Raw genomic sequence first — 22171 nt, 5'->3', positions numbered from 1 at the left:
CAATTTCTTGAATGCGGGTGCAAATATACGGTCTTATAATTTATTTTTCAAAGCAATTTTAGCTTAATTTTACGTTTTTTTATCATTTATTCTTAACCTTTTAGTTTATAGGTATTTAATTTAGTTATGAAAATAGTTTTAGTTGGTTATATGGGTTCAGGCAAGTCAGCCGTATCAGAAAAGTTGGCAAAAAAATTGAATTTGAAGGCTTTGGATTTGGATTTTATTATCGAAAAAAACGAAAATCAATCCATTTCTGATTTGTTTTTGAACAAAGGTGAACTGTATTTTAGAAAAAAGGAACATGAGTTTTTAAACAATTTGCTTTCCAATGAAACTGATTTTGTTTTGAGTTTAGGAGGAGGAACTCCCTGTTATGCAGGAAATCATCTTTTTTTAGAACAGCCCGATGTTGTTTCTATTTATTTAAAAACTACTATTGAAACATTAATTAATCGTTTAGAACCGGCAAAATCACAACGACCATTACTGGCAAATTTAAACAATGACGAGTTAAAAGAATTTATAGGAAAACACCTTTTTGAAAGAAGTTATTATTACAACTTTGCAAAACATACCATTTCAACCGATGCAAAATCTGTTGAAACAATTGTAAAGGAAATAGCTGATTTGTTATTCTAAATAAGCGTGATTGTTATTGTCTTCAAAAACAACTTGTACATGTTCTTTTAAAGAGGTAGAAAGTGAAATGCCTTTAAAATCAGCTTTTACAGGATATTTTTTATGATTTCGATCTACTAAAACAGCCGTTTTGAATTTCTTTAAAGGCACATCTAAAAAGTGTTTTACACCATAAACCAAAGTAGTCCCGGAATTCAAAACATCATCAACCAAAATAAGCCCTTTGTTTTGGTAGTGTTCGGCACTCAATGATGTTTTTATCGCTCGCGTAGGATTCGTTTTATCAATAATCACTTCACACAAATTGACTTTAAGAGAAGAAATCTCAGTCACATGAGCCGCTAATTTTTGAGCAAAAATATAACCATTTGAAGCGATACCCGCAATTACAATTTCATCTTCTTCAACAAATGTTTCATAAATCTGATAAGCGATTCGTCGTATTTTATTTTCGATTTCTTTGTGGGATAAAATGATATTTTGAGACATTGTTTTTATTTTTTCTCAAAGATAAAAAACAGTTCTTTATCTTTTCTGGGTTTTATTGAATTATATGCTGTTTCTAATGTTTTAATTTTAAAAAGTGGACTGAAAAGTTTTAAATAGTCTTCTTTATCTCCGCCAAATGGAGGTCCAATTTCAGTTAATGGAAAGTCAAACAACAAACCAATTGCTTTGCCTTTTTCTGTAAGTAATTCATGTGTTTTTTGTACATAATTTTCTCTTAAAACAGGATCAAGTGCACAAAAAAAGGTTTGTTCAATAATTAAATCAAATGAATTTTTAAGATCAAAAAAGTCATTTAAAAGAAAATGATTGGCGGGAACATTCTTGATTCTTTGTTTGCTGCTTTCAATTGCGTTTTCAGCAATGTCCACAACATAAACATTGGAAAATCCTTGTTGGTGTAGGTATTCTAATTCATAGGCATTTCCGGCTCCGGGAATTAAAATTTTCAGGGTTTTATTTTCTATTTGATCAATATACGCTTTTAGTGGCGTTGTAATAGTGCCAACATCCCAACCAATATCTTGCGTTTCATAACGTTTATTCCAATACGCTTTATTAAATTTCATCATCAATTACATCATTTGTATAGTCATCAATATCTCTCCTGTCTTTTTTTGTTGGCCTACCTTCTCCTGTTTTGCGGTAGTGTTCCTTACTCAATTTAATCATTTCTAAATGGGCAAAAGAAGCTTCGGGTGTCTCGTCTTTTCTATAGATATCTACTAATTTGGCTCCAACTCTGTTGGCAGGAATGGCTAAAACGCTGATTATATACGTAATTTGATCTTTTCTAAAAGTAATTTTGTCAGAAGGAAAGACTTCTTTGGAGGCTTTGGCTACTTGACCATTTACTGTAATTTGATTCTTTTTGCAAGCCTCTGTAACCATGTTTCTGGTTTTGTAATAGCGAACACACCAAAGAAATTTATCTACTCTCATAAAAATTCAGAATACTGCGTTAATTTTTATACAAAAATAAATCAAAATTGTATCTTGCGGCACAAAAAATAATAATAATGAATAGAATAAAAGCCTTTTTATATGTAATGCTTGCGGTTGGATTTTTTTCAGCTTGTAATAAAGATGATGGTGCTAAACCCGAACCACCTCGTGATTCGGCAGTGCAGTATGCTGCTGATATTGCTGCTATAGAAGAATTTCTTGAAAAGCATTATATCGAAGTAATCAACAACCCCGGTTTTCAAAATGATATGGACGTGGTTATCGAGGAAATTCCGGAAGGAGGAACTCAAACTCCGATTAAAGACCATCCGGATTTAACTTTCAGAATGGTTACTTTGAATGATGTTGAGTATAAAATTTACTATATTAAATTAAGAGAAGGGGTTGCTGAAAATCCTTCACCAACAAATGTTGATGCTGTTTTAGCTTCATATAGAGGTACTTTATTAAATGGTTCTCAATTTGATTATATGGACATTCCTTCAACAATGCTTCGTTTGGACAATGTAATCAGAGGATGGAGTGAAATTTTTCCTCAATTCAAGACCGGAAATTATACAACAAATGGTGATGGAACTGTGAGTTTTACAGATTTTGGTGCAGGTGTTATGTTTATACCGTCTGGTTTAGGTTATTTTAATTTATTTCAACCGGGTATTCCTCCTTATTCACCTTTAGTTTTTAGCTTTAAATTATACGAAATTGAAAGAATTGACCATGATAATGATGGAATTCCTTCTTATTTAGAAGATATAAATGGCGACGGTTATTTAACAATTGAAGATGATACAGACGGTGATGGAATTCCGGATTATAGAGATGTAGATGATGATGGTGATTTTAGATTAACCAGAGATGAAATTAAAGATGCCGAGGGTAATATTATTCCTTATGCAGATATTCCGGATTGTGGTGGTAATACAACAGATCCTGAACGTTTACGAAAACATTTAGATCCTGATTGTAATTAAAAAAATAGAAACATAAAAAATCCCGACAGTTTTTAAATTGTCGGGATTTTTTTATGATAGAAAATAGTTATTTTCTTTTGATAACTCTTTCTGCTGCTTCAACTATTGCTTGATTATTGAGTTTGTATTTTTCCATAAGTTGGTCAGGTGTTCCTGATTCTCCAAATGAGTCATTTACAGCCACAAACTCTTGCGGTAACGGATTGTTGGCCACTAAAGTTCTGGAAACACTTTCACCCAAACCACCAAGAATATTGTGCTCTTCTGCAGTTACAACACATCCTGTTTTAGCTACTGATTTCAAAATTGCTTCTTCATCTAATGGCTTAATGGTATGGATATTAATTACCTCTGCTGAGATACCTTTTTCTGCTAATTTTTCCGCAGCAATCAATGCTTCCCAAACTAAATGTCCTGTAGCTATAATAGTAACATCATTTCCTTCTTGTAATAAAATAGCTTTGCCAATCACAAAAGGTGCATCAGAAGGCATAAAATTTGGCACAACCGGACGGCCAAAACGCAAATAAACCGGACCATGATAGTCAGCAATTGCAATAGTGGCAGCTTTTGTTTGGTTGAAATCACAGGTGTTGATAACCGTCATTCCCGGTAACATTTTCATCAATCCGATGTCTTCTAAAATTTGGTGTGTTGCTCCGTCTTCACCAAGCGTTAAACCGGCATGCGAAGCACAAATTTTTACATTTTTATCAGAATAAGCAACTGATTGTCTGATTTGATCGTAAACTCTTCCTGTAGAAAAGTTAGCAAAAGTTCCTGTAAAAGGAATTTTACCACCAATGGTTAAACCGGCAGCAATTCCAATCATGTTAGCTTCTGCAATTCCAATTTGAAAAAAACGTTCCGGATGATTTTTTTTGAAATCATCCATCTTTAATGAACCAATCAAATCGGCACAAAGTGCTACAACATTTTCATTTTTTTGACCTAATTCAGTCAATCCGGCTCCAAAACCCGAACGGGTATCTTTACTTCCTGTATTTATGTATTTTTTCATTTTTTTATTGCTATAAGCTTTCGTCAATAGGCAATAAGCGTAGGCTTAAAGCATATTGCGTAAAGCAATTTTAATAATCCCCTAATGTTACCGCGTTTTGTTCCAAAGCTTTTGCAAGTTGCTCATCATTTGGAGCTTTTCCATGCCAAGCATGTGTATGCATCATATAATCAACACCATTACCCATTTCAGTATATAATAAAACACAAACCGGTTTTCCTTTGCCTGTTTTTGATTTGGCCTCGTTCATTCCCGAAATGATTGCTTCTAATGAATTTCCTTCTTTGATTTCTAAAACATCCCAATCAAAAGCTTCAAATTTTGCTTTCAAACTTCCCATGTGTAACACATCGTCAGTGGTTCCGTCAATTTGTTTGCCATTCAAATCAATAGTGGCAATTAAATTGTCCACTTTTTTTGCTGAAGCATACATTATGGCTTCCCAGTTTTGACCTTCTTGCAATTCGCCATCACCGTGTAATGAATAAATTAAATGATTGTCATTGTTTAGTTTTTTGGCTTGAGCGGCTCCAATTGCAACCGATAATCCTTGTCCTAAAGAACCGGATGCTATTCTGATTCCTGGCAATCCTTCGTGTGTAGTTGGGTGACCTTGTAATCTTGAATTGAGTTTTCTGAATGTTGCTAATTCCGCTACCGGAAAATAACCACTTCTGGCCAAAACACTATAAAAAACAGGTGAAATGTGACCGTTAGAAAGAAAAAATAAATCTTCGCCAACACCATCCATGTCAAATGTTTCCTTACGATCCATTAGGTTTTGATATAAGGCTACAAAAAATTCTGCACATCCTAAGGAACCTCCCGGATGTCCGGAGTTTACGGCATGAACCATGCGAAGAATGTCTCGTCTGACTTGAGTTACTAAGTCGTTTAGTTGTTGTGTGTTAAGTTTCATTATGCTTATAATTGTTAAACTGCTGCAAAGGTAATTCAATTATTATATTTTCTAGGTCGGGGGTTTATATTTTTTGGAAAGTTTTAAAGAAAAGTTGTTAGTAAGTCTGGTTTTTTTTAAAAGATAAATAATTCCTAAATCTCAGATGATAAATGCTATTTCTTTTATCTTTGCCGATTGTAAAATGTATATATGAAATTTGATTTACTCACAACAGACCCAAATTCAAAAGCACGTGCGGGTTCTATTACTACAGATCATGGTGTGATTGAAACACCAATTTTTATGCCTGTCGGAACCGTAGCTTCAGTTAAAGGAGTACATCAACGAGAATTAAAACAAGACATCAATCCGGATATTATTTTAGGGAATACCTATCATTTGTATTTACGACCGCAAACTTCCATTTTAGAACAAGCCGGTGGATTGCACAAATTTATGAATTGGGACCGAAATATTCTTACCGATAGTGGCGGATATCAAGTGTATTCCCTTTCATCCAACCGAAAAATTAAAGAAGAAGGGGTAAAGTTTAAAAGCCATATTGACGGTTCCTATCATTTTTTTTCACCGGAAAATGTCATGGAAATTCAACGAACTATTGGTGCTGATATTATCATGGCTTTTGACGAATGTACACCTTATCCATGCGATTACAATTATGCCAGACGTTCCATGCACATGACACATCGTTGGTTAGACAGATGTATCAATCATTTGGAAAAGTTACCTTTCAAATACGGTTATGAACAAGCTTTTTTCCCAATTGTTCAGGGAAGTACGTATAAAGATTTAAGACAACAATCAGCAGAATATATTGCTAATGCAGATGCGGTTGGTAATGCCATTGGCGGTCTGTCTGTTGGTGAACCTGCCGAAGAAATGTACGCCATGACAGAAGTAGTAACGGCTATTTTGCCTCAAAGCAAACCCCGTTATCTGATGGGAGTCGGAACTCCTATTAATATATTAGAAAATATTGCGTTAGGGATTGATATGTTTGACTGTGTAATGCCTACAAGAAATGCGAGAAATGGAATGTTGTTCACAGCAAACGGTTCTATAAATATTAAAAATAAAAAGTGGGAAAATGATTTTTCACCCATAGATGAAATGGGAATTACTTTTGTAGATACCGAATACACAAAGGCTTATTTGAGACATTTATTTGCCGCTAATGAGTACCTGGGGAAACAAATTGCCACCATTCACAATTTAGGATTTTATATGTGGTTGGTTCGCGAAGCAAGAAAACACATTATTGCCGGTGATTTTAGAGTTTGGAAAGAACAAATGGTGAAACAAATGAGTCAACGACTTTAATAATTCAAAAATACGACAATCGAATAATCCGATTTTCTAAATGAAAATAATTGATAAATACATTTTAAAACGATACATCGCTACTTTTGTGGTAATGCTGTTACTTTTTATCCCTATCGGGATCGTAATTGATGTTGCCGAAAAAATCAATAAAATCTTAGAAAGTGATGTGCCGTTTAAAGCGGTAGCTATTTATTATTTGGATTTTACGGTTTATTTTGCCAATTTATTATTTCCCATATTTTTGTTTCTTTCTGTAATTTGGTTTACATCAAAGTTGGCCAACAATACCGAAATTATTGCGATTTTAAGTTCCGGAATTTCCTATACTCGTTTTTTGAGACCTTATTTAATTGGAGCAACTTTGGTCTCAATTTTTGCATTAATTATGGGCTTTTTTCTTGTGCCAAAAGCCAGTAAAGGTTTTAATGATTTTAGATATACCTATCTTAAAAACAATGTTGAAGTACGCCAAAATTCAAATGTTTTCAGACAAATCAGCGATGATGAATTCATTTATGTAAGTAATTTTAATACTGTTTCTAAAATTGCGTACAATTTTTCATTGGAAAAATTTGAGGGTGAAAAATTAAAATATAAAATCACGGCAGGGCGATTAAAATTTAATGATAATGATAGCACCTATACCATGTTCAATTATCAAAAACGAACAGTTGGTGAGTTGGAAGATATCTTGGAAAGCGAAGTGAAAAAAGACACCGTTTTTTCGTTTGATTTGGAAGATTTAACACCGGTTATCTACATAGCTGAAACGCTCACTTTACCCGAATTAAACCGTTTTATAAAAAAAGAAAGAGATAGAGGAAATGCCAATATAAATACATATTTGGTTGTTTTGTACAAAAAGTATAGTTTACCGGTAACGGCATTTATTCTTACTTTAATTGCTGTCGCTGTTTCTTCAAAAAAACGTAGGGGAGGAATGGGAGTAAACCTTGCCATCGGAATTGTAATCGCTTTTACGTTTGTTTTCTTTGATAAAATATTCGGAACATTAGCAGAAAAATCAAGTGTGCCTCCTTTGGTTGCGGTTTGGCTTCCTAATATTGTTTTTGGTATATTAGCCTTCATTTTGCTTCGAAATGCTAAACGATAATAGTAAAAGTTATTTACACCTCCATTTAATAGTTTTTATTTGGGGTTTTACCGCCATTTTGGGCGAATTAATTTCTTTAGATGCCTTGCCTTTGGTTTGGTTTCGAATGATTATGGCAGTTGGATTTATTGCTATTTATTTTCTTTTCAAAAGACAATCACTCTTTATTTCAAAAAAATTATTACTGCTTTTTCTCTTCTTAGGGTTGGTGATTGCCATGCATTGGTTGACGTTTTTTAAAGCAATTAAAGTTTCAAATGTTTCGGTTACGCTAGCTTGTCTTTCAACCGGAGCTTTTTTTACCTCTTTTCTGGAACCTATTTTTTACAAACGTCGTATCGTTTGGTATGAAGTTCTTTTTGGATTGGTGGTTGTATTCGGACTTTATATCATTTTTAATTTTGAAGGCGATTATTATTTAGGTATTGTTCTGGCATTAACATCAGCATTTTTATCCGCTTTATTTTCTGTTTTAAACGGAAAATTGGCTCAAAAATACGACCCAACCGTGATTTCATTTTATGAGTTGTCAGGTGGTGTTTTGTGTTTTTCTATCTACCTGCTCTTAACGAATAGTTTCTCGGCTGAATTTTTTACACTCCAATCATCCGATTGGATATACTTGATTATACTTAGTTCAATCTGCACCGCATACGCCTTTATAGCATCTGTAAAAGTGATGAAATTTTTAAGTCCTTATACGGTAATGCTAACCATAAATTTGGAACCGGTTTACGGAATAATTTTGGCTCTTTTAATTTTTAAAGAAAAAGAACAAATGAGTTCCGGCTTCTATTTAGGTGCTGTTATTATTGTGGTTACCGTTATTTTAAACGGAATTGTTAAATATTATCTGAAACGCAAAGCCATAGCTAAAAAAGTAAATTTGCAGTAAAAACAATACGTCTTGCTTAAATTTAATTTTACATTAAAAAGTGATGGATAACATTAAAATTTACTTTTCATAACAATTTAAAATTCTATCTTTGCTATTCAAACTAAACTAAACTCATTTGACCTATGGAATATTTAGATTTTGAACTTCCCATTAAAGAGCTGGAAGATCAATTGGACAAATGCCAAATTATTGGAGAAGAATCCAATGTGGATGTAACGGCTACTTGCAAACAAATTGAAAAGAAATTAGAAGAAACCAAAAAGAAAATATATAAGAATTTATCAGCTTGGCAACGCGTGCAGTTATCGAGACATCCAAGCAGACCTTATACAATGGATCATGTTCGTGCTCTTTGTGGCGGAACTTTTTTAGAGCTTTTTGGTGATAGAAATTTTAAAGATGACAAAGCCATGATCGGCGGTTTAGGAAAAATTGGAGGCCAATCGTTCATGATTGTGGGGCAACAAAAAGGTTTTAATACCAAAACCCGTCAGTTCCGAAATTTTGGAATGGCAAATCCTGAAGGTTACAGAAAAGCCCTTCGATTAATGAAAATGGCAGAAAAGTTCGGAATTCCTGTTGTGACGTTAGTAGATACGCCGGGAGCTTATCCGGGTCTTGAAGCTGAAGAAAGAGGTCAAGGGGAAGCAATCGCCAGAAATATTTTTGAAATGTTACGTTTAAAAACACCAATTATTACCGTAATTGTTGGTGAAGGTGCATCGGGTGGAGCACTCGGAATTGGTGTTGGAGACAGAGTTTATATGTTGGAAAACACTTGGTATTCTGTAATTTCACCGGAATCATGTTCTTCGATTTTATGGAGAAGTTGGGAATACAAAGAAATTGCTGCTGAAGCTTTGAAATTGACTTCCTATGATATGAAAAAACAAAAGTTAATTGATGAAATTATTCCGGAACCATTAGGGGGAGCTCATTATGATAGAGAAACTACCTTTAAAACCGTAGAACAATATATTATAAAAGGATATAACGAATTAAAAGATTTATCAACAGAGGAGTTAGTAAGCCAAAGAATGGATAAATACAGTAAAATGGGAGAATACAAAGAATAAATCCTACATACTTACCTTTTAATCCGAAGCCTTGAAACTTCGGATTTTTTTTCGGTTATTAACATTTTTATTTACTTTTCAACAAATGTTTACTAACAACTCGAACACGTTTAATTTTAATTTTTGGTTACTTTAGCCTCATGGAAAATTTAAGAAATATTAACCCGATAAAAGTAGATAAAACTACGATTATACATCTTGAAAAAGGGAAGTTACCTCCACAGGCTTTAGACCTTGAAGAAGCGGTGTTGGGAGCAATGATGATTGACAAAAAAGGCGTAGATGAGGTAATTGATATTTTACAACCCGATGCTTTTTATAAAGAAGCTCATAAATATATTTTTGAAGCTATTGTTCAACTGTTCACCGACACACAACCAATTGACTTATTAACCGTTTCTTCTCAATTAAAAAAGAATGCAAAGTTAGATTTAGTAGGGGGCGATTTTTATTTGATTCAACTTACTCAAAAAATTGCATCTTCGGCTCACATTGAATTTCACTCACGAATCATTCTTCAAAAATACATTCAACGTAGTTTGATTAAAATCTCTTCTGAAATTATTGAAGAATCTTATGATGAAACTACCGATGTTTTTGATTTATTAGATAAAGCTGAGTCAAAACTTTATGAAGTAACGCAAGGAAATATTAAAAGAAGTTCAGAGACTGCTCAAAGTTTGGTCATTCAAGCTAAAAAAAGAATTGAAGAAATTGCAAATAAAGATGGTTTAAGCGGTGTTGCAACCGGTTTTGAAAAGCTGGATAAAGTGACCTCAGGTTGGCAACCTAGTGATTTGATTATTATTGCGGCTAGGCCGGGTATGGGAAAAACCGCATTCGTACTTTCCATGGCCAGAAATATGGCTATTGACTTCAATCAACCGGTAGCTGTTTTTTCGCTGGAGATGTCTTCTGTTCAGTTAATTACACGTTTGATTTCTTCTGAAACCGGATTGTCTTCTGAAAAATTACGAACCGGAAAATTAGAAAAACACGAATGGGAGCAATTAAGTGTAAAGGTTAAAAACCTTGAAAAAGCACCTCTATATATTGATGATACACCATCCCTATCGATTTTTGACCTTCGTGCAAAAGCCAGACGTTTGTCTTCACAACACGGAATCAAATTGATTATTGTCGATTATCTCCAATTAATGACAGCCGGCGGCGGCGGAAAAGGTGGCGGAAACAGAGAACAGGAAATTTCAACCATTTCCCGAAATTTAAAAGCTCTTGCTAAAGAATTAAATGTTCCGGTTATCGCATTGTCTCAGTTATCACGTGCCGTAGAAACTCGTGGCTCTAGCAAAAGACCTCTTTTGTCTGACTTACGTGAATCGGGTGCAATTGAGCAAGATGCCGATATCGTTTCGTTTATTTACCGTCCGGAATATTATAAAATTGACGAATGGGATGACGATGAACAATCGCCAACAGAAGGACAAGCAGAATTTATTATCGCTAAACACAGAAACGGAAGTTTGGAAAATATACGATTAAAGTTCATCGGAAACCTAGGAAAATTTGACAATTTAGATGATTTTACGTCAGGTTATAATGACTTGCCTTCAAAAATGAATTTAGATGACGCTCCATTCATCACGAAAAACTTACCAAGTGCCAATGAGGCTTTTGGAAGCAATCTCAACAATGATGACGATGATAGTGAAGTGCCATTTTAAGAGTTAATCCGCGAAAGCGGATTTTTTTTATCATTTTCTTCACATTAAAAAAGTTATCTTTGAAATAAAAAAGGCGATGCGTTTCATTCAAAACTATATGCTACTACTTTTTCTGATTTTGTCATTCAATGCCAAAGCTTCATTTATTTTGTTGCCAATGGATGAAACGACACAGCAAAATCATTTAAAAGCTTATGGAATAACTTTTTGGGCTTTAGAACAAGATTATAAAGTGAGTTGGTTACTTAATTATAGAGGGGGTTCTTTTTTATTGCCCGATGCCCAAGAAATCAGAAAAGAATGCCAAATAAGAGGGGTGAGTTTTGAAATTTTATCAGACAGTCAAACCAATTCCATTCTTGAAGAAATTAATAGTCCATCGCAAAACATGGAGGCTGTTGTTTTAGAAAAAGCACCCAGAGTTGCAGTTTATACACCTAAAGGGAAAAAGCCTTGGGATGATGCCGTTACTTTAGTTTTGACCTATGCGGAAATTCCTTTTACAGCTGTTTATGATGAAGAAGTACTCTCCGACCAATTGTTACTTTATGATTGGTTGCACTTACATCATGAAGATTTTTCGGGTCAATATGGTAAATTTTTTGGAGCTTATAGAAATGCACCCTGGTACATTGAACAAAAAAAAGAAGCTGAAACTTTGGCAACTAAATTAGGTTTTTCTAAAGTCTCTGAAGCCAAATTAGCGGTTTCAAAAAAAATTAGAGATTTTGTGATTGGCGGCGGCTTTATGTTTGCCATGTGTTCGGCTACCGATAGCTTTGATATTGCTTTGTCTGCCGATGGTGTAGATATTTGCGAACCCATGTTTGATGGCGATGAAAGTGAACCCAATTACCAATCGAAAATTGATTATTCCAAAACATTTGCATTCAAGGATTTTATTCTGGAACGAAGACCAACTATTTATGAGTTTTCAGATATTGACATGACTACCAAACGTAAAATTCCAATGGAAAAAGATTATTTCACTTTGATGGAATATTCCGCAAAGTGGGATCCGATTCCAACTATGTTATGTCAAAATCATACACAATTAGTGAAAGGCTTTATGGGGCAAACCACTTCATTTGATTCCGATTTAATCAAATCTAATGTGTTGATTATGGGCGAAAACAAATACAATGGCGAAGCAAGATACATCCACGGAACCAAAGGAAAAGGAATGTTTACCTTCTTTGGAGGCCACGACCCTGAAGATTACCAACACTTGGTAGGGGATGCACCAACGGTATTAGATTTACATCCCAACTCACCGGGATATCGTTTGATTTTAAATAATGTTTTGTTTCCTGCGGCTAAGAAAAAGAAACAGAAAACCTAAAATAAATTAATAAGAACTAAAAAATCCAAAATCATAATTCAATTGATTTTGGATTTTTTAGTTTAAAAATGAATGTAAAATCAATTCAAACTCTCTTCATTTTCTTTGTCCAAATATTCTTGAACAATATCAATTGCATTAGTAACAACATCACTTAAAGCCGTTATAAAGGTGCCTTCATCAGCAATATTGATAGCATGTTTGATGGCTTCAATTTCTTTAGTTATGATTTCATAAGTAACTGGTCGGTTCGCTTTTTGAATGCCCTCCAAAATCAAATCTATGATCTCTTGTTCGGTTCGGCCTCGTAAATGTTTTTCCTGACGGATAATAATGTGATCAAACATTCTCGCTGCAATTTCAGCACAATCTTTTATGTCTTCATCTCTTCTGTCGCCAACACCGGCAATAATTCCAATTTTTCTGGTGGCTTCAATGTTACTCAACAAATCTTCAATAGCCGAATATCCAGCCGGATTGTGAGCAAAGTCAATCATTACTTTGAATCGTTTAAATTCAAAAATGTTCATTCTTCCCGGAGTTTGAGCCACACTCGGAATAAATGTTTGAAGCGACAAACTGATATCATCCGTTTTAAATCCATACAAATAACTAGCTAATGTTGCAGCTAAAACATTCTGAATCATAAATTTAGCTTTCCCTCCCAAAGTCAACGGAATATGTAATACTTTTTCAATTCTAATTTTCCAATCGCCTTTTTTGATGGTTATAAAGCCATTTTCATAAACCGCTACAATCTTACCTTCTCTACTTAGTTTTTTTACAACCGGATTTTCTTCATCCATCGAAAAATAAGCAATATTACAGCTTAAATCATTGGCTATTTTTAAACATTGATCATCTTCCGCATTCAAAATGGCCCAACCGTCTTTTTTGACACTTCTAACAACAACGGCTTTTACACGTGCCAAATCATCAAGTGTGTCTATGTCATTCAATCCCAAGTGATCTTCTCTAATATTGGTTATGATAGCAATATCACAGCGGCTAAATCCTAACCCCGATCTTAGAATGCCTCCTCTGGCAGTTTCTAAAACAGCAAACTCCACCGTTGGATCTTTTAAAATATATTCAGCACTTATGGGTCCGGTTGTATCTCCTTTTTCCAACATGTGGTTTTGGATATAAATTCCGTCAGAGGTAGTAAATCCTACTTTATAACCATTGTTTTTTACAATATGAGCTAACAATCGGGTAGTGGTCGTTTTACCATTTGTTCCTGTTACAGCGATAATCGGAATTCGACTTGGCTTTCCGGGAGGATAAAGCATGTCAATTACCGGAGCTGCAACGTTCCTTGGTAATCCTTCTGATGGTGCCAAATGCATTCTGAAACCGGGTGCCGCATTTACTTCTAAAATGACACCACCATTTTCTTTTAAGGGTTGCGTTAAATTTTCTGCCATAATATCTATACCGCATACATCCAATCCAATGACTCTTGAAATACGTTCCGCTAAGAAGATATTTTCAGGGTGCATCATATCAGTGACATCTACAGAAGTTCCTCCTGTACTTAAATTGGCAGTTGATTTTAAATAAACGGTTTCACCATTGTTGGGAATGGTTTCAAGGGTGTAGCCTAATTTTTCCAATAAATCCGTTGTATCTCTATCAACAGTAATTTCTGTTAACACATTTTCATGGCCATAACCACGTCTCGGATCTTTATTGGTTATATCAATGAGTTCTTGAATGGTATGCTTGCCGTCACCTAAAACATGAGCCGGAACTCTTTTGGCTGCGGCAACTAACTTGTTGTCAATTACTAAAACTCTAAAGTCAAAACCGGTTATAAATTTTTCAACTATAACCCTTCTACTGAATTTTTTTGCGTGTGCCAAACCCTCAACAGCGTCTTCCCAAGTAACAACATTGATGGAAGCTCCTTTGCCATGATTACCGTCCAAAGGCTTGATTACAATGGGATATCCAATTTTTTTAATGGTGAGTTCTAAATCTTCTTCGTCAACACAAATCGAACCACTGGCAACGGGGATGGAAGCCAATTCTAACATTCGCTTAGTTTCTTCTTTATTACATGCAATATCTACAGCTATATTACTCGTTTTACAAGTAATTGTAGCTTGAAATCGCATCTGATTTACACCATAACCCAACTGAACTAAGGAATTTGTTCCTAATCGAATCCACGGAATATCTCTCGAAACAGCTTCTTCAACTATACTTCCGGTTGAAGGCCCCAGTCGAACTCGCTCTCTGATTTCTTTCATTTTTTGAATGTCGGCTTCCAAATCATAATCGGTTCCGGCAATCAAAGCTTCGGCAATTCTAACCGAACTTTCCGCAGCAAACATCCCTACATTTTCTTCCGTATAACTAAAAACTACATTGTAAATTCCGGGGGTTTTGGTTTCACGAGTTCTGCCAAAGCCGGTTTCCATACCCGCTAGAGTTTGAATTTCTAAAGCAATATGTTCAATAACATGCCCCATCCAAGTGCCTCTCTCTATACGCATAAAGAAACCTCCTCGAACTCCTTCAGAACAACGATGTTCTATCATAGTTGGAAACATAGCTTCCAATCGTTCTCTGAAACCGTCAATTTTGTTGGTAGGATATTGTTCCATCTCTTCTAAATCGAGACGCATTTGAATGAGTTTTTTGCGTTGAACACTCCAAATATTTGGACCACGAAGAGCTTGAATTTTTAATATTTTCATAAATCAGAAAAATTGATTAATTGAGTAATGTTTTGTAATGTGTAATGGATTTGTTAAAAATAAGGAATATTTGCTTTACTAAAACACTTTTTTTGCTTGGTTTTCTGATTTTTAATTGAATTAACTACTATAATTGAAAATAATGATTGATTTTCAGAATTTTATACTGAAAATATTTTTTATAACGGATAGTTTGATACAATTGATAAGGGTTCGCAAAAGTTTTAAACCGATGTAGAATAGTTTTAAGTCCCTTTTTTATTCGTTTAAATTCAAATAAAATACATTGTATAATTTTAAGTTTTTGCTATTTTTACCAAATGAATAGCAAAGGAAAATTAATAATTATTGGAGGTGCTGTAGACAAGGGAAGTTTTACAGAATCAAGTTTTGATCGAGACGTTTCAAAAAATATGAATTTTTTTGAAAAAGGAATCATCAAACGAATCATCGAAGAATCTAAATATAAAGAAAATTCAAGAATTGAAGTCGTAACTACTGCTTCTAAAATTCCTCGTGAAGTGGGTCCTGAATATGCTAAAGCCTTTCGTTATTTGAATGCTTCCAATGTAGATGTATTACACATTGAAAAGAGGGAACAAGCCAATGATAAGGAAGTATTAGAAAGATTAACCGCAGCCAATATAGTGATGTTTACCGGAGGTGATCAATTGCGATTGTCGTCTATTTTGGGTGGAACAAAATTTCATGATATTTTATTAGATAAATACAAAAATGAAGATTTCATTTATGCCGGAACATCTGCTGGTGCTGCTGCGGCTTCCAACAATATGATTTATCAAGGCAGTAGTCATGAAGCTTTATTAAAAGGAGAAGTAAAAATAACAAGCGGACTAGGCTTAATTGATGACGTGATAATCGATACCCATTTTGTGCAAAGAGGCCGAATAGGAAGATTATTTCAAGCGGTCGTTGGAAATCCGAAAGTGCTGGGAATTGGTTTAGGGGAGGACACCGGACTATTAATTACCAACAATAGTAATATGGAAGCAATTGGTTCCGGACTTGTGATTTTAGTTGATGGTCGCGAAATAAAAGATACCAATCTTACACAAGTAGAATTAGGACAACCCGTTTCTATCAATCATTTAGTAACCCATGTAATGAGCATGTATGATACGTTTAATTTAGAAACATACAAAATGCACATTCATTCGTCACAATACGTATAATAATAATAATAAATTTTTCGGAACACAGATTGAAGAAATTATATAAATTTTAAAAATTTCTTTAATCTGTGTTCTTTTATAATATTCGATTATGTCAAAAATAATTATCCACGGAGGTTTTTTCTCAGAATCATCAACCAATCTCGAAACGAAAATCGCCAAGCAAAAAGCGTTACTTCAAATTGTAAAAGAGGCATATGACTATTTAAAAACACATTCTGCTTTAGAAACAGTGGTTTATGCTGTGTCATTGTTGGAAGATGATGAATTGTTTAATGCAGGAATCGGTTCCCAAATTCAAAGTGATGGTAAAATCAGAATGAGTGCTGCTTTGATGGACGGGACTTCTATGAAAATGAGTGGTGTAATTAATATTGAAGAGGTAAAAAACCCTATTCAAGTTGCTGAAGTCTTAATGAATGTTGACGATAGAATTTTAGGTGGTAGTGGAGCTACAAATTTTGCCAGAAAACACGGTTTTGAAAAGTTTTCAACTGAAATCCCTCAACGAAAAGCGGAATATGAAGCCAAATTAGAAGCAACCCGAACGGGAACTGTGGGTTGTGTAGCATTAGATTCAAATGGAAAAATTGCTGTAGCGACTTCAACCGGAGGTAAAGGTTTTGAAATTCCGGGTCGTATTTCTGATTCTGCAACCGTTGCCGGAAATTATGCTAACGAGTTTTGTGGCGTTAGTTTAACCGGTGTTGGCGAAGATATTGTGAGTGGGGCAGTGGCTACAAAAATAGTAACTCGCGTAACAGATGGTTTTTCATTAGAATCAGCATTTGAAAAAACATTTAACGAACTCAAACCCTTTGATGGTTTTGCAGGAGCAATTGCTATCGATAAAAAGGGAAATATGTACCATCAAGATTCACATCCTTCAATGGTTTTTGCAAGTTTTGATGGGGAAAAAGAAGAGGTTTTTAAATAACTAACTCAAATTTCAACCTTGCTTCAATTTTGTTTTGGATAAAAAAACGTCTTTGTTTAGTGAAATACTATACGCTAAACTCATAAAAATACACCACGAGATTAAAAAGGAGGGAAACTTTTCTACTCCAAACTGTAAGTAATCATTTTTAGAGAAAACCAACATTACAATAACTACCAACACATAACATGTTGTAATTGCCAAAAAACTAAATTTCAAATTATTTACTTTAAATAGAAAGGAATGAAAGTAAAACAATAACAATGCTGCAAGATATCCGCCAATGGTTATCATTATAATTCCTTCATATTCTGTAATTTCTTCAGATGAAATAGCAATTAACCATTCGTCAAAGAAATAAATGACAATTGCTAATCCCAAGAAAACTAAATAACTTTGACCTAAAGTTAAGAGTATACCCAATGGACGACTTGTTTTTAATTTATCTAAATTTGGTAAACTAACAGATAAAGCAAATACTAAGGGTAAGTAGAACAAAGCTTTTTCCACAGAAGGAACCGCTAGCATAGTTACTATCACTAAAAGAGAGCCTAATACAATTCGAAACATACCTTTGAGTTTAATGAAAAGATTAATTTTGTATAAATATAATACAAATAAAAAAGTGCTGCCTGAAAAGACAACACTTTTATATATAAGTAAGTTAAAATCGGGTTTAAAAAACGTTTATTTTACTTTATTCAAAATTGCTTTGAAAGCTTCCGGATGATTCATTGCTAAATCAGCAAGCACTTTACGGTTCAATTCGATACCGTTAGATTTTACTTTTCCGATAAATTGAGAATAACTCATTCCTTCCAATCTTGCACCTGCGTTAATACGCATAATCCATAACGAACGGAAGTTTCTTTTGTTTTGTCTTCTATCACGGTAAGCATAAACCATGGCTTTTTCAACCGCGTTTTTAGCAACCGTCCAAACGTTTTTACGTCTGCCAAAGTAACCTTTGGCTTGCTTTAATACTTTTTTTCTTCGTGCTCTTTTAGCAACAGAATTTACTGATCTTGGCATAATTTTCTTGTTTTTTTGTAGCAGGCGTCCCGAATTTAATCAAGGGAACTTATCGGCCATACTCCAAGGTTATTAAATAATTTTTAACCTAAAGAATTAATTAATGAAGCACCAATGACTAATTACTAATCACTAGTTACTAATCACTAATTATATAATTCTTAATTGTTGTTTAATGCTTTTCTCATCGGTTTTGTGAACCAAAGTCGAATGAGTTAAAGCTAACTTACGCTTTTTAGATTTTTTAGTCAAAATGTGACTTTTAAAAGCGTGCTTTCTCTTGATTTTTCCAGAGCCAGTTACTTTGAATCGCTTCTTAGCACTGGATTTTGTTTTCATTTTAGGCATAATTTCCCAAATTTATTTGTGATTCAACTTACTTACTTTTTTTAGTTTCTAATAGCTAAGAAGTTAAGTGTTTGAGATTTATTCTTCTCAGTAACTCAGAACCTCAGTTTCTTAGGAACTTATTTCTTCTTTTTCGGAGCAATGAACATAATCATTCGCTTCCCTTCAAGAACAGGTAAAGCCTCTACTTTCCCATATTCTTCTAAATCTTGAGCCAAACGTAATAAAAGAATTTGACCCTGTTCTTTATAAATGATAGAACGTCCCTTAAAAAACACAAAGGCTTTTAATTTGGCTCCCTCTTTTAAGAATTTCTCAGCATTCTTTTTCTTAAACTCATAATCATGTTCGTCAGTCTGAGGTCCAAATCGAATCTCTTTGACAACAATTTGAGACGATTTAGCTTTGAGCATTTTTTCACGCTTCTTTTGCTCGTAGATAAACTTACCATAATCCATAAGTTTACATACTGGCGGTTCTGCGTTTGGAGAAATTTCAACTAAATCTACTTCAAATTGTTCAGCCAATCGTAAGGCTTCACCAATTTTAAATACTCCCGGTTCAATATTTTCTCCTACCAAGCGAACTTCTGGTACACGAATTTCTGAATTTGTTCTGTGTGCCGCTTTTTTTTCTACTCTGGGTTGATAACCCCTGTTGTTTCTAATTGCTATGACTGTAAAGTTTTAGTTAGACTTAAATTCTTTTAATGTTTTCTTTATTTCTTCATCTACAATAGTAGCAAATTCTTCTATTGTACATGTGATATTTCCTTTTCCTTCTTGACCGTGTCGTCGTACAGAAATTGTATTGTTTTTTTCTTCTTCTTCACCAACTATAAGCATAAAAGGGATTTTACTCACCTCTGCTTCTCTGATTTTCTTCCCAATTGTCTCATTGCGGTTGTCAATCAGGCCGCGAATTTCGTGATTTTCTAGCAGATTTAAAACTTTTTTGGCATAATTTTCATATTTCTCACTTAAACTCAATATAATAGCCTGTTCAGGCATTAACCATAGTGGGAAATTTCCTGCTGTATGCTCCAGTAGTATTGCTATAAATCGTTCCATTGAACCAAATGGTGCTCTGTGAATCATCACAGGACGGTGCATTTCATTGTCTGCTCCTTTATAATTCAATTCAAAACGCTCCGGTAAATTATAATCTACTTGTATTGTTCCTAATTGCCATTGTCTGCCCAAAGCATCTTTCACCATAAAGTCTAATTTCGGTCCGTAAAAAGCAGCTTCACCACTTTCAATAACATAATTCAATCCTTTATCACGAGCCGCACTAATAATGGCATTTTCGGCTTTTTCCCAGTTTTCAACGCTGCCAATATATTTATCAGGATTTTCTAGATCTCTAACTGAAACCTGAGCAGTAAAATTTTCAAACCCTAAAGAACCAAAAACATAAAGCACTAAGTCAATTACATTTTTAAACTCGGCATCCAATTGTTCAGGTGTACAAAATATGTGGGCATCATCTTGTGTAAATCCACGAACTCTTGTCAATCCGTGCAATTCACCACTTTGCTCATAACGATATACAGTTCCGAATTCAGCATAACGCTTTGGCAAATCTTTATAACTCCAAGGTCTTGTGTTGTAAATTTCACAGTGATGCGGACAATTCATCGGCTTTAACAAAAACTCTTCGCCTTCTGCCGGAGTGTGTATCGGCTGAAAACTATCAGCACCATATTTTGCATAATGTCCCGAAGTAACATATAATTCTTTCTGACCAATATGTGGTGTTACCACTTGCTCATAACCTGCTTTTTTCTGAGCTTTTTTCAAAAATTGCTCCAAACGATCACGCAATGCAGCTCCTTTTGGCAACCATAACGGTAAACCTTGACCCACTTTTTGTGAAAAAGCAAATAAATCCAACTCTTTTCCTAACTTTCTGTGGTCTCTACGTTTGGCTTCTTCCAATAATTCCAAATACTCTGTCAAATCTTTCTGCTTCGGAAACGAAATGCCGTAAACACGAGTCAGCTGCTTGTTCTTTTCATCACCACGCCAATAAGCACCTGCCACACTCATGATTTTCATCGCCTTAATCAATCCCGTATTTGGAATATGACCACCGCGACACAAATCAAAAAAGTTAGCATGATCACAAAACGTAATCGTTCCGTCTTCTAAATTCGAAATCAATTCCGTCTTATACTCATTATTTTTATATACTTCCAAAGCCTCCGCTTTCGAAACCGAACGCATTTTAAACTCATGCTTCTCTCTTGAAACTTCTAAAACCCGGTCTTCAATGGCTTTAAAATCGGCTTCTGTAATTTTTGTATCACCAAAATCCACATCATAATAAAACCCATTATCAATCGCCGGACCAAGCGTTAACTTAATGCCCGGATATTGCTCCTCCAAAACTTGAGCCATCACGTGCGAAGTCGAATGCCAAAAAGCCTTTTTACCCTCCTTGTCATTCCACGTATATAATAGGAGTGAACCATCCGCGGTCAATTCCGTCGTCGTTTCCACAATAGTGCCGCTATACGACGCAGAAATCACATTTCTCGCCAAACCTTCACTAATACTTCTCGCAACATCCATCGGAGTTGAATGCTTCTCAAACTCCTTAACCGAACCGTCAGGTAAACTAATTTTTATCATGCCTAAATTTTTATGGACTGCAAATATATAAGATTACAAAATCCCACACAATATATATAGGTAATATTAAAACAACATTTTGAAGAGTTTACTGAGATCTATTTCTCGCTATCTATTCCCACTCTTTCTTCGTCCTCTCACGTCAATTATAAGAAGACCTTCTGTCTAGCCATAATATAAAGAGTAAGTTGCTTTTACCCAAAGCGATTATAAAGAGCAAAGGTATAGAATAGTTTAGGTATAATCACAATTGTAGTAATTATAATGTAAGTGTATTGTAACAATATAGTAAGTATATAGTAACCTAAATACAGAAAATACACCTCTTTAGTACGATAATGAGCCAGTTATAAGTAAGTGCTAAATAGTGCTGCTACTTAGAAGCAACAAACCCATCGGCCCAATCCATTACAGCGAAGTAGTTTTCAAGCCCATTTTCAAGTCACAGTTCATTCCGTAGGACACGAGCGTAAGCGAACTGGCGAAGCAATCTCAGCTAATTAAGTTTCGTGTCTTTCTTTCTTAGTGGCAAAAACTAAATAGTGCGTAGCAATCCTTTTCCGTGCTTTCTGAGAGAATAAAGTTCTTCTCGAACTCGCAACCCTAACCTGAACAAAAAAACTTTTTCCATTTCCATCTCATAACCAACGCATTAAAAAAAAGATTGCAAAAGAGATTAAAAAAGATTTGGAAAGCCCAAAAAGAGTACTACTTTTGCACCCGCAATGAGAGCGACGTTCTGAGTTAAAATGGAGTTTAAAAAAATCTGAAAAAAGATTTGGTAGGAGAAGCAAAAGAGTATTATCTTTGCCCTCCGCAAGCGACAAAAACTGTGATTAAAAAGCTATAGAAA

At 34.6% G+C, this 22171-nt stretch carries 21 protein-coding genes; 10 read left to right on the top strand and 11 right to left on the bottom strand.

Annotated features, from left to right (window positions below; translation table 11 throughout):
* Window positions 1–126: 126 nt before the first annotated feature.
* A complete protein-coding gene (locus tag IEV15_RS09830; RefSeq protein ID WP_188362355.1) occupies window positions 127–642 on the top strand; it encodes a shikimate kinase in 516 nt (171 codons plus the stop codon).
* Here the strand turns inward: IEV15_RS09830 and IEV15_RS09825 are convergent.
* The 3 genes from IEV15_RS09825 to IEV15_RS09815 are packed head-to-tail and all read right to left on the bottom strand — an operon-like array spanning window position 634 to window position 2091.
* Window positions 634–1131: a phosphoribosyltransferase family protein gene (locus IEV15_RS09825; RefSeq protein WP_188362354.1), complete on the bottom strand. Its 498-nt coding sequence runs from the start codon at window positions 1129–1131 to the stop codon at window positions 634–636. The genes IEV15_RS09830 and IEV15_RS09825 overlap by 9 nt on opposite strands.
* Before the next feature lie 5 nt (window positions 1132–1136).
* Window positions 1137–1721 carry a methyltransferase domain-containing protein gene (locus IEV15_RS09820; protein WP_308418843.1) on the bottom strand — a complete coding sequence of 195 codons (585 nt, stop codon included), beginning with the start codon at window positions 1719–1721 and terminating at the stop codon, window positions 1137–1139.
* Window positions 1708–2091 carry an RNA-binding S4 domain-containing protein gene (locus IEV15_RS09815; protein ID WP_188362353.1) on the bottom strand — a complete coding sequence of 128 codons (384 nt, stop codon included), beginning with the start codon at window positions 2089–2091 and terminating at the stop codon, window positions 1708–1710. The genes IEV15_RS09820 and IEV15_RS09815 overlap by 14 nt, the downstream gene beginning before the upstream one ends.
* Window positions 2092–2168: 77 nt before the next feature.
* Here IEV15_RS09815 and IEV15_RS09810 point away from each other — a divergent pair, with 77 nt between their 5' ends.
* A complete protein-coding gene (locus tag IEV15_RS09810; protein ID WP_188362352.1) occupies window positions 2169–3086 on the top strand; it encodes an FKBP-type peptidyl-prolyl cis-trans isomerase in 918 nt (305 codons plus the stop codon).
* A 67-nt stretch (window positions 3087–3153) separates the two neighbouring features.
* Here IEV15_RS09810 and IEV15_RS09805 read toward each other — a convergent pair whose 3' ends face one another.
* Window positions 3154–4107 (bottom strand): transketolase family protein, encoded by a 954-nt coding sequence (locus tag IEV15_RS09805; protein WP_188362351.1) that lies wholly within the window; start codon window positions 4105–4107, stop codon window positions 3154–3156.
* Window positions 4108–4177: 70 nt separating this feature from the next.
* Window positions 4178–5026 (bottom strand): transketolase, encoded by an 849-nt coding sequence (locus IEV15_RS09800; protein WP_188362350.1) that lies wholly within the window; start codon window positions 5024–5026, stop codon window positions 4178–4180.
* Window positions 5027–5218: 192 nt separating this feature from the next.
* Between IEV15_RS09800 and tgt the strand changes: the two genes are divergently transcribed.
* From tgt to IEV15_RS09770, 6 genes are all read left to right on the top strand, one after another.
* Window positions 5219–6349: a tRNA guanosine(34) transglycosylase Tgt gene (gene tgt / locus IEV15_RS09795; RefSeq protein ID WP_188362349.1), complete on the top strand. Its 1131-nt coding sequence runs from the start codon at window positions 5219–5221 to the stop codon at window positions 6347–6349.
* Between the two features lie 40 nt (window positions 6350–6389).
* Complete coding sequence (locus IEV15_RS09790) at window positions 6390–7466, top strand: LptF/LptG family permease (RefSeq protein WP_188362348.1); 1077 nt, start codon at window positions 6390–6392, stop codon at window positions 7464–7466.
* Window positions 7453–8361, top strand: a complete 909-nt coding sequence (locus IEV15_RS09785; protein WP_188362347.1) for a DMT family transporter — start codon at window positions 7453–7455, stop codon at window positions 8359–8361. The genes IEV15_RS09790 and IEV15_RS09785 overlap by 14 nt, the downstream gene beginning before the upstream one ends.
* A 125-nt stretch (window positions 8362–8486) precedes the next feature.
* Window positions 8487–9440: an acetyl-CoA carboxylase carboxyltransferase subunit alpha gene (locus IEV15_RS09780; RefSeq protein WP_188362346.1), complete on the top strand. Its 954-nt coding sequence runs from the start codon at window positions 8487–8489 to the stop codon at window positions 9438–9440.
* A 140-nt stretch (window positions 9441–9580) separates the two neighbouring features.
* Window positions 9581–11125, top strand: coding sequence for a replicative DNA helicase (dnaB, locus tag IEV15_RS09775; RefSeq protein WP_188362345.1), 1545 nt, complete (start codon window positions 9581–9583; stop codon window positions 11123–11125).
* A 97-nt stretch (window positions 11126–11222) separates the two neighbouring features.
* Window positions 11223–12467, top strand: coding sequence for an asparagine synthetase B (locus tag IEV15_RS09770; protein ID WP_229734134.1), 1245 nt, complete (start codon window positions 11223–11225; stop codon window positions 12465–12467).
* Window positions 12468–12547: 80 nt separating this feature from the next.
* On the opposite strand, the gene cphA is transcribed toward IEV15_RS09770, so the two are convergent.
* Complete coding sequence (cphA, locus tag IEV15_RS09765; RefSeq protein ID WP_188362343.1) at window positions 12548–15172, bottom strand: cyanophycin synthetase; 2625 nt, start codon at window positions 15170–15172, stop codon at window positions 12548–12550.
* Window positions 15173–15492: 320 nt separating this feature from the next.
* On the opposite strand from cphA, the gene IEV15_RS09760 reads away from it, so the two are divergent.
* Together IEV15_RS09760 and IEV15_RS09755 are read left to right on the top strand one after the other, a co-directional pair.
* Window positions 15493–16365: a cyanophycinase gene (locus tag IEV15_RS09760; protein ID WP_188362342.1), complete on the top strand. Its 873-nt coding sequence runs from the start codon at window positions 15493–15495 to the stop codon at window positions 16363–16365.
* Between the two features lie 91 nt (window positions 16366–16456).
* Window positions 16457–17302 (top strand): isoaspartyl peptidase/L-asparaginase, encoded by an 846-nt coding sequence (locus IEV15_RS09755; protein ID WP_188362341.1) that lies wholly within the window; start codon window positions 16457–16459, stop codon window positions 17300–17302.
* 12 nt (window positions 17303–17314) lie between these two features.
* Here IEV15_RS09755 and IEV15_RS09750 read toward each other — a convergent pair whose 3' ends face one another.
* The 5 genes from IEV15_RS09750 to thrS form a co-directional block, all read right to left on the bottom strand.
* The gene (locus IEV15_RS09750; RefSeq protein WP_188362340.1) at window positions 17315–17872 is read right to left on the bottom strand and encodes a hypothetical protein; all 558 of its coding nucleotides are present in this window, start codon (window positions 17870–17872) and stop codon (window positions 17315–17317) included.
* Between the two features lie 117 nt (window positions 17873–17989).
* On the bottom strand, window positions 17990–18334 hold the full coding sequence (rplT, locus tag IEV15_RS09745; protein ID WP_188362339.1) for a 50S ribosomal protein L20: 345 nt from the start codon (window positions 18332–18334) through the stop codon (window positions 17990–17992).
* A 150-nt stretch (window positions 18335–18484) separates the two neighbouring features.
* Window positions 18485–18682 carry a 50S ribosomal protein L35 gene (rpmI, locus tag IEV15_RS09740; RefSeq protein WP_091398482.1) on the bottom strand — a complete coding sequence of 66 codons (198 nt, stop codon included), beginning with the start codon at window positions 18680–18682 and terminating at the stop codon, window positions 18485–18487.
* Window positions 18683–18801: 119 nt separating this feature from the next.
* Window positions 18802–19263 (bottom strand): translation initiation factor IF-3, encoded by a 462-nt coding sequence (gene infC, locus IEV15_RS09735; RefSeq protein WP_229734133.1) that lies wholly within the window; start codon window positions 19261–19263, stop codon window positions 18802–18804.
* Between the two features lie 105 nt (window positions 19264–19368).
* Window positions 19369–21318 carry a threonine--tRNA ligase gene (gene thrS, locus IEV15_RS09730; RefSeq protein WP_188362338.1) on the bottom strand — a complete coding sequence of 650 codons (1950 nt, stop codon included), beginning with the start codon at window positions 21316–21318 and terminating at the stop codon, window positions 19369–19371.
* Between the last annotated feature and the right edge of the window lie 853 nt (window positions 21319–22171).

The sequence above is a fragment of the Flavobacterium orientale genome, from assembly GCF_014638005.1.
Lineage (GTDB): Bacteria > Bacteroidota > Bacteroidia > Flavobacteriales > Flavobacteriaceae > Flavobacterium > Flavobacterium orientale.
Note: the sequence above shows the minus strand (reverse complement) of the source record. Positions and strands in the feature narration are given on the sequence as shown.

Coding starts and splice junctions, on each gene's coding strand:
- IEV15_RS09750 (WP_188362340.1), bottom strand. CDS start 17,872: ATGTTTCGAATTGTATTAGGCTCTCTTTTAGTGATAGTAACTATGCTA.
- IEV15_RS09820 (WP_308418843.1), bottom strand. CDS start 1,721: ATGATGAAATTTAATAAAGCGTATTGGAATAAACGTTATGAAACGCAA.
- IEV15_RS09805 (WP_188362351.1), bottom strand. CDS start 4,107: ATGAAAAAATACATAAATACAGGAAGTAAAGATACCCGTTCGGGTTTT.
- dnaB (WP_188362345.1), top strand. CDS start 9,581: ATGGAAAATTTAAGAAATATTAACCCGATAAAAGTAGATAAAACTACG.
- IEV15_RS09785 (WP_188362347.1), top strand. CDS start 7,453: ATGCTAAACGATAATAGTAAAAGTTATTTACACCTCCATTTAATAGTT.
- IEV15_RS09760 (WP_188362342.1), top strand. CDS start 15,493: ATGAATAGCAAAGGAAAATTAATAATTATTGGAGGTGCTGTAGACAAG.
- IEV15_RS09830 (WP_188362355.1), top strand. CDS start 127: ATGAAAATAGTTTTAGTTGGTTATATGGGTTCAGGCAAGTCAGCCGTA.
- tgt (WP_188362349.1), top strand. CDS start 5,219: ATGAAATTTGATTTACTCACAACAGACCCAAATTCAAAAGCACGTGCG.
- IEV15_RS09825 (WP_188362354.1), bottom strand. CDS start 1,131: ATGTCTCAAAATATCATTTTATCCCACAAAGAAATCGAAAATAAAATA.
- IEV15_RS09810 (WP_188362352.1), top strand. CDS start 2,169: ATGAATAGAATAAAAGCCTTTTTATATGTAATGCTTGCGGTTGGATTT.
- thrS (WP_188362338.1), bottom strand. CDS start 21,318: ATGATAAAAATTAGTTTACCTGACGGTTCGGTTAAGGAGTTTGAGAAG.
- cphA (WP_188362343.1), bottom strand. CDS start 15,172: ATGAAAATATTAAAAATTCAAGCTCTTCGTGGTCCAAATATTTGGAGT.
- IEV15_RS09770 (WP_229734134.1), top strand. CDS start 11,223: ATGCTACTACTTTTTCTGATTTTGTCATTCAATGCCAAAGCTTCATTT.
- rplT (WP_188362339.1), bottom strand. CDS start 18,334: ATGCCAAGATCAGTAAATTCTGTTGCTAAAAGAGCACGAAGAAAAAAA.
- rpmI (WP_091398482.1), bottom strand. CDS start 18,682: ATGCCTAAAATGAAAACAAAATCCAGTGCTAAGAAGCGATTCAAAGTA.
- IEV15_RS09755 (WP_188362341.1), top strand. CDS start 16,457: ATGTCAAAAATAATTATCCACGGAGGTTTTTTCTCAGAATCATCAACC.
- IEV15_RS09790 (WP_188362348.1), top strand. CDS start 6,390: ATGAAAATAATTGATAAATACATTTTAAAACGATACATCGCTACTTTT.
- IEV15_RS09800 (WP_188362350.1), bottom strand. CDS start 5,026: ATGAAACTTAACACACAACAACTAAACGACTTAGTAACTCAAGTCAGA.
- IEV15_RS09780 (WP_188362346.1), top strand. CDS start 8,487: ATGGAATATTTAGATTTTGAACTTCCCATTAAAGAGCTGGAAGATCAA.
- IEV15_RS09815 (WP_188362353.1), bottom strand. CDS start 2,091: ATGAGAGTAGATAAATTTCTTTGGTGTGTTCGCTATTACAAAACCAGA.